The following is a 1,088-nucleotide window of genomic DNA, read 5'->3' on the forward strand; positions in this document are numbered from 1 at the left end:
GCACTGGATCGGATAGAGTGTCCGGTGCGGTAACGGACGGGAGACCGCTTCATCCCAGGGCTTTGAAGCCCGGACCTCAGCGCGGCGCCCCGTCCGTTGTTCCATTGAACCCGAACAGTCGCGAGGGCCGCCTGGCGAGCCCGGTTGCGCAAGGATGGGTGCAGATGGACGCGATCTACGTTGGCATTGATGTGTCGAAGGACCGACTGGACGTGCATGTCCGTCCGAGCGGAGAAGCCTTTGCCGTGGCGCGTGACGGCAAAGGCCTGGAAGAGCTCGTTGCGCGCTTGCAGGCGATCTCGCCGGCGCTGATTGCGGTGGAGGCAACCGGCGGCTTCGAGACGATCGTTGCTGCGGCGCTGGCCGGCGCCCGGCTGCCGCTGGTGGTGGTCAACCCGGCCCAGATCCGGCACTTCGCGCAGGCGGTTGGCCAGCGCGCCAAGACGGACCCGATCGATGCGGCGGTCATCGCGCGGTTTGTCGAGGCGGTGCAGCCGGAGCCGCGTGCGATGCCGGATCAGGAAGCCCGGCTGCTGGCCGAACTGGTCAGCCGCCGACGGCAGATCATCGAGATGATCGTTGCCGAGCGTCAGCGCGAGAAGCGGGCCGAGAACGTCCGCGTCCGCAAGAGCCTTGCCCGCCATATCAAGGTCCTCGAGAAGGAGCTGCCGGAGATCGACAACGACATCGACACGCTGGTGCGCGGCTCGCCAGTCTGGCGCGCCAAGGAGGAGTTGCTGGTCAGCTTTCCTGGCGTGAGCAACACCCTCGCACGGACCTTCCTCGCCGAGGTGCCCGAGCTCGGCACGCTCAATCGGCGTCAGATTGCGAGCCTCGCCGGTCTTGCCCCGTTCACCCGCCAGTCGGGCCGCTGGAAGGGCAAGAGCATGATCGGCGGTGGAAGGGCCAAGCTGCGCGCCGGGCTCTACATGGCCGCCCTGTCGGCCAGCCGATACCATCCGCAGCTCAAGGTCTTCTACCGACGCCTGGTGACCGCTGGAAAGCCCAAGATGGTCGCCCTCATCGCCGTTGCACGCAAAGTCCTCACAACCCTCAACGCCATGCTCAGGGACCAAAAACCATGGCAA

Annotated in this window: 1 protein-coding gene; it reads left to right on the plus strand. The window is 66.4% G+C overall.

Annotation, left to right across the window (positions count from 1 at the left end; all coding sequences use genetic code 11):
* Positions 1–164: 164 nt before the first annotated feature.
* On the plus strand, positions 165–1,088 hold a 924-nt coding region (locus tag I6F38_RS43215; RefSeq protein WP_225164689.1), incomplete at its 3' end, for an IS110 family transposase.

The organism is Bradyrhizobium sp. BRP56, from assembly GCF_020194035.1.
Classification (GTDB): domain Bacteria; phylum Pseudomonadota; class Alphaproteobacteria; order Rhizobiales; family Xanthobacteraceae; genus Bradyrhizobium; species Bradyrhizobium australafricanum.